The organism is Streptomyces fuscichromogenes, from assembly GCF_014645815.1.
In the GTDB taxonomy this organism is placed as follows: Bacteria; Actinomycetota; Actinomycetes; order Streptomycetales; family Streptomycetaceae; genus Streptomyces; species Streptomyces fuscichromogenes.
Genome location: NZ_BMML01000074.1, coordinates 1 through 6,348 on the forward strand (window position 1 = coordinate 1; position 6,348 = coordinate 6,348).

Below are 6,348 nucleotides of genomic sequence, written 5' to 3' on the forward strand. Positions count from 1 at the left end.
GCGCGGAGAGCAGGGAGCGCTCTTCGTCCCTGCCCTTCTGCAGGGCTGCTGCGGCGGTGAACTCGTCCTGCTCCAGGGCATTGTTGACCATGGCGGTCAGGACCGGGTCGGGGCCCAGTTCGAGGTAGGTGGTGACGTCCTGGGCGGCGAGGGTGCTCAGGCCGTCGTGGAAGCGGACGGTGCCGCGGATGTGCCGGGCCCAGTAGCCCGGATCGGTCAGCTCCTCGACCGCAGCCAGCTGTCCGGTCACGTTCGACACGATGGGGATGGCCGGCGGGTTGAAGGTCAGGGCGGTGATGGTGCGGGTGAACTCGGTAAGGACCTCGTCCATGTGGGCGGAGTGGAAGGCATGACTGACCGTCAGCGCCTTGACCCGGACCCCCTCCGTCCTGAACCGGCCCGCGATCTCCTCGACCGCGTCCGCGTCACCCGAGACGACGACGGCGGAGGGGCCGTTGACGGCCGCCAGGTCCAGCCGTCCGGCGAACCCCTCAAGGACCGCGACCACGTCCGCTTCGGGGGCGGCGACCGCGAGCATCGCGCCGCCGTGGCGGGCGGCCTGCATCAGCCGGCCCCGCGCCGCCACCAGCACGCCCGCATCGGTCAGGGACAGCACCCCGGCGACATGCGCGGCGGTGACCTCGCCGATGGAGTGCCCGATCAGGAAGTCCGGGCGCAGCCCGCGGTGTTCGGCCAGCCGGAACAGGGCCGTCTCCACCGCGAACAGCGCGGCCTGCGTGAACCGGGTCTGGTCCAGGAGGCCTTCCGGGCCGTCGCCGAACACGATCTGCTTCAGGGGCTGCGGGAGATGGGGGTCCAGGACCGCACACACCGCGTCGAAGGCTTCGGCGAACACCGGCTCGGCCGCATACAGTTCCCGGCCCATCCCGGCCCGCTGCGCCCCCTGGCCGGTGAACAGCACCGCCAGACGGCCGGTGCCGGCCCTGCCCTGGACGACCCCCGTCCGGGCCTCGCCCGCGGCCAGCGCCTCCAGCCCTGCCAGCAGCTCGGCACGGTCTTCGCCGAGCACCACCGCCCGCTCGTCGAAAGTGCCGCGCGTCGACGCGAGGGAGTGCCCCACGTCCGCCGGACGCAGTTCCCCGGCACCGGCCACGAACTCCGCCAGCCGCGCCGCCTGTTCCTGAAGAGCCGCCCGCGAACGCGCACTCAGCACCCACGGCAGTACACCGTGCGCAGGCTGCTCGTCCGCCGTGGTCTCCGGGGCCGGTGCCTGTTCCAGGATGAGGTGGGCGTTGGTGCCGCTGATCCCGAACGACGACACGGCCGCGCGGCGCGGCCGGTCCGCCTCGGGCCAGGGCTGTTCCTCGGTCAGCAGCGACACCGCGCCCGCCGACCAGTCGACGTGCGAGGTCGGCTCGTCCACGTGCAGGGTGCGCGGCAGGACACCCGCGCGCATCGCCATGACCATCTTGATGACGCCGCCGACCCCGGCCGCCGCCTGCGCATGCCCGATGTTCGACTTCAGCGAGCCGAGCCACAGGGGCTGTTCGGGGGAGTGGTCCTGGCCGTAGGTGGCGATCAGGGCCTGCGCCTCGATCGGGTCACCGAGCTTGGTGCCGGTGCCGTGGGCCTCCACCGCGTCCACGTCGGACGCCGAGAGGCGCGCGTTGGCCAGGGCCTGGCGGATCACCCGCTGCTGGGCGGGACCGTTCGGGACGGTCAGGCCGCTGCTGGCGCCGTCCTGGTTGATGGCGCTGCCCCGGATCACGGCCAGGACCGGGTGGTTGTTGCGCTGGGCGTCCGACAGCCGCTCCACGACGAGCAGGCCGGTGCCCTCCGCCCAGCCGGTGCCGTCGGCCGAGTCCGCGAACGCCTTGCAGCGGCCGTCGGCGGCGAGTCCCCGCTGACGGCTGAACTCCACGAACGTGCTCGGCGTCGACATGACCGTGACCCCGCCCGCCAGCGCCAGCGAGCATTCGTCCTTGCGCAGCGCCTGGGCGGCCAGGTGCAGGGCGACCAGCGAGGAGGAACAGGCCGTGTCCACCGAGATCGCGGGACCCTCAAGACCCAGGGTGTACGCCACCCGGCCGGACGCGACACTGCCGAGGCTGCCGCTGACGATGTAGCCCTCGAAGCTCTCCGGCACGGGGCTGAGCCGGGAGGCGTAGTCGTTGTACATGACGCCGGCGAAGACGCCGGTGTCGCTGCCGCGCAGGGTCGCGGGATCGATACCGGCCCGCTCCAGCGCCTCCCACGCCGTCTCCAGCAGCAGCCGCTGCTGCGGATCCATCGCCAGCGCCTCACGCGGACTGATCCCGAAGAACTCCGCGTCGAACTCGGCCGCCCCGTACAGGAACCCGCCCTGCCGCGTGTACGAGTGCCCCGCCGCCCCCGGATCCGGGTCGTACAGGTCCTCCGCCCAGCCACGGTCGGCGGGGAAGCCGCCGACCGCGTCCACGCCGTCGCAGACCAGCCGCCACAGGGCGTCGGGGGAGTCCACCCCGCCCGGGAACCGGCACGCCATGCCCACGATGGCCAAGGGTTCGTGGCTCTTCGCGTCGATCTCGGTCAGCTGGCGACGCGCCTGTCGCAGATCGGCGGTCGCGCGCTTGAGGTAGTCGCGGAACTTCTCTTCGTTGCTGGCCACTGCAGAACCTTTCGGGGCAGCCGGGCGTGGCGGGCGGGAGGGGCCGACGGGCGCGGCGTCAGTCCTCGTGGACCGTGATGGCGAGGGAGGGGCAGCGGCGGGCCGCGTCGCGGGCCTCGGCGTGCTGCTCGGGGCCGGGCTGCGGCCGGAGGACGTAGGCGATGCCGTCCTCGTCGCGCTGGTCGAAGAGATCGGGCGCCACCAGGACGCACATGGACGAGGCGCAGCATTCGGCCTGATCGACGGAGATACGCAGCGTCACCAGGTCACCTCCAGGGTGTGGATTCCGTAGACGGTGGAGTCCTTGTAGGGGAGCCGGCCGGCCGGCCGGACCAGCCGCAGGCCCGGGGTCCGGGCAAAGAGGGTGTTGAAGACGATCTCCAGCTCCGCACGGGCCAGGTTCTGGCCGAGGCAGGCGTGGACGCCGAAGCCGAAGGCGACATGGCCCGCCGTGCTGCGGTACATGTCGAACCGGCCGGGGTCGGGAAACACCTCGGGGTCGTGGTTGGCGGCGGCCCCGGAGGCGATGAACCCCTCGTCCGCACCGATCCGCACACCGCTGACCTCGGTCTCCTCCAGCAGGACGCGTGAGGTCGGGTAGTCGACGATGCTCAGGTACCGCAGCAGTTCCTCCACGGCCTGCGGCATCAGCGACGGGTCGGCGGCCAGTTCGTCCAGCCGGGCCCGGTCGCCGTCCAGGAGCACGGTGACGCCCAGCGAGATCATGTTGGCCGTCGTCTCGTGCCCGGCGAGCAGAAGCAGCATGGCGAAGCCGGTCAGATGCTCGTGGTCGTAGAGATCCGCCTCGCGGTACTTCACGATGAGACGCCCCAGCAGGGTCTCGTCCGGGGCGCGTTCCTTGCTCGTCACCAGCTCGCCGAGGAAGTCGCGCAGGGCCCCGAAGGCCCCCTCGCGGTCGGCCGCCGTGCTGGTGCGGTTCAGCAGCACTTCGGTGTTCTTCTGGAAGATGCTGCGCGACGCGTAGGACACACCCAGCAGCTCACAGATGACGAGCGAGGGGACCGGCAGGGACAGCTCCTGCACCAGGTCGACGGGACGGCCGCCGGCGCCCGCCACCAGCATCCGGCCCACGCACGTGTCGACGATCTCCTGGATCCGGGGCCGCAGCCGGCGCACCCGGTGGGCGGTGAACTCGCCCGTCACCATGCGGCGGTGCAGCGCGTGCTCGGGGGCGTCCATCGACAGCAGGAAGCCCTTCTGGGCGAAGGCCTGCGTGTTGGCCACGGTCGCCGGAAACGCCGGGTGCGCGCGGTTCGACGTGGTCGCGGAATTGCTGAGCAGGGACCGTACGTCGTCGTAACGGGTGAGGAGCCAGGCCGATGCGCCGTTCTGGAGCCGGACCCGGGAAACCGGCTCCTCGGCGCGGAGCCTCGCGTACTGCGAAGGCGGTCCGAACGGACACGAGCGGGGCATCGGAAAATCTGGTATCCCGGAATCCTCGCCAACATTCATGAGGTGCGCCTCCCCGGCCGGCACGAAAAAGGGCGCACCGTTTCCGTGCGCGATTTTCGAGCACGGTAAGGCGGATAGCTAAACTTCCGCTAAAAACCGGGGAGGCCTTGGACCCCCCTCATTGCAAGAGTGATCAGGACCTCGGCCACCTGGCACTTTAGCGCCGGGAAAGAGGCAGCCAAGCCCCGCTGCCGAATCTGCCGTCCGAACGAGTGAGCGCATGTCAGCGATGCCCGCGGCACCGCCACATGATCGTCCAAGGGGGATGGCTCTTACATGCCGAACGAAGACAAGCTCCGCGACTACCTGAAGCGGGTAACCGCCGATCTGCAGAGCACGCGCCGTCGGCTGGCCGATGCCGAGAGCCGGGATCGGGAGCCGATCGCGATCGTCAGCATGGCATGCCGTTTCCCCGGAGGCGTGGAATCCCCGGAAGGAATGTGGAACCTCGTCGCAAAGGGCGTCGACGCGATCGGTGATTTCCCGGACAACCGCGGCTGGGACCTGGAACGCATCTACGACACCGATCCCGGCGCCACCGGCCATTCCTACACGCGGCAGGGCGGGTTCCTGTACGGGGCGGCCGAGTTCGACGCGGAGTTCTTCGGGATCAGTCCGCGTGAGGCGCTGGCGATGGATCCGCAGCAGCGGCTGCTGCTGGAGACGGCGTGGGAGGCGCTGGAGCGGGCCGGTATCGATCCCGCGACCCTGCGCGGCAGCGACACCGGCGTCTTCGTCGGCGCCATCCCGCAGGACTACGCGCCCGGCGTCCACGAGGTCCCCGCCGAGGTCGAGGGCTACATCGGTTCGGGCGTCCTCACCAGCGTCGCGTCCGGCCGGGTGGCATACACCCTGGGTCTTGAGGGTCCCGCGATCTCGGTGGACACGGCCTGTTCCTCCTCGCTGGTCGCCCTGCACCTGGCCGCCCAGGCGCTGCGCAAGGGCGAGTGCTCGCTGGCGCTCGCGGGCGGCGTGACCGTCATGTCCGCACCCCGCATCTACATCGAGTTCAGCCGTCAGCGCGGTCTCTCCGCCGACGGCCGCTGCAAGGCCTTCTCGGACTCGGCCGACGGCACCGGCTTCTCCGAGGGCGTCGGCATGCTGGCCCTGGAACGCCTCTCCGACGCCCAGCGCAACAACCACCCCGTCCTGGCGGTGATCCGCGGCAGCGCGATCAACCAGGACGGCGCGTCCAACGGCCTGACCGCCCCCAACGGCCCCGCCCAGCAGCGGGTGATCCGCCAGGCCCTGGCCAACGCCGGCCTGAGGGGCGCGGACGTCGACGCGGTCGAGGCCCACGGGACGGGCACGAAGCTGGGTGACCCCATCGAGGCGCAGGCCCTGATCGCCACCTACGGCCAGGACCACACCGCCGAACAGCCCCTGTGGCTCGGCTCGTTGAAGTCGAACATCGGCCACACCCAGGCCGCGGCAGGCGTCGGCAGCGTCATCAAGATGGTCATGGCGATGCGCGCCGGCCTCCTGCCGCGCACCCTGCACGCGGACGAGCCGACCTCGCACGTCGACTGGTCGGCAGGCGCGGTGTCGCTGCTGACCGAGGAACAGCCCTGGCCCGAGGTGGACCGGCCGCGCCGCGCGGCGGTCTCCTCCTTCGGGATCAGCGGCACCAACGCCCACCTCATCCTGGAACAGGCAGCCGACGAACCTGACAGCGAGCCGGCCACTTCGCCCGAGGGCGGCCTGGTGCCGTGGGTGCTGAGTGCGCGTTCGCGGGCGGCTCTTCAGGAACAGGCGGCGCGGCTGGCGGAGTTCGTGGCCGGTGCCGGGGAACTGCGTCCGGCGGACGTGGGGCACTCCCTCGCGTCGACGCGCGGCACTTTCGACGAGCGGGCGGTGGTGCTCGGCGATGACCGTGCCGAACTGCTGGCGGGGCTGGAGGCGCTGGCCGCGGGCGAGGCCCGGACGGGGGTCGTCCAGGGCAGGGCCGGCACCGGCCGTCTGGCGGTGCTGTTCACCGGCCAGGGGGCGCAGCGGGCGGGGATGGGCCGGGAGCTGTATGCGGCCGAGCCGGTGTTCGCCGAAGCCTTCGACGCGGTGTGCGCGGTGGTCGACCCGCACCTGGAACAGCCGCTGAAGGACATCGTCTTCGGTGCGTCTGAGCTCCTGGACCAGACCCGGTTCACCCAGGCCGCGCTGTTCGCGGTGGAGACGGCCCTGTTCCGGCTGGCCGAACACCGCGGACTGCGCCCGGACTTCCTGATCGGGCACTCCATCGGCGAGGTCACCGCCGCGCATGTCGCCGGGGT

The 6,348-nt window shown here is 71.4% G+C and carries 4 protein-coding genes; 1 reads left to right on the forward strand and 3 read right to left on the reverse strand.

The features are described from left to right. The 3 genes from IEZ11_RS49900 to IEZ11_RS49910 form a co-directional block, all read right to left on the reverse strand. A partial coding sequence (locus IEZ11_RS49900; protein ID WP_189269770.1) for a type I polyketide synthase occupies window positions 1-2,608 on the reverse strand: 2,608 nt, incomplete at its 3' end. Window positions 2,609-2,666: 58 nt separating this feature from the next. Next, on the reverse strand, window positions 2,667-2,870 hold the full coding sequence (locus IEZ11_RS49905) for a ferredoxin (RefSeq protein ID WP_308426612.1): 204 nt from the start codon (window positions 2,868-2,870) through the stop codon (window positions 2,667-2,669). Next, the gene (locus IEZ11_RS49910) at window positions 2,867-4,042 is read right to left on the reverse strand and encodes a cytochrome P450 (RefSeq protein ID WP_189269771.1); all 1,176 of its coding nucleotides are present in this window, start codon (window positions 4,040-4,042) and stop codon (window positions 2,867-2,869) included. Before IEZ11_RS49910 ends, IEZ11_RS49905 begins: the two co-directional genes overlap by 4 nt. Before the next feature lie 315 nt (window positions 4,043-4,357). On the opposite strand from IEZ11_RS49910, the gene IEZ11_RS49915 reads away from it, so the two are divergent. Next, window positions 4,358-6,348 (forward strand): type I polyketide synthase (locus IEZ11_RS49915; protein WP_189269772.1); only part of this gene is annotated, 1,991 nt, incomplete at its 3' end.

Excerpts from the sequence above, each read along its gene's own strand:
- IEZ11_RS49910 (WP_189269771.1), bottom strand. The coding sequence starts at position 4,042 with ATGCCCCGCTCGTGTCCGTTCGGACCGCCTTCGCAGTACGCGAGGCTC.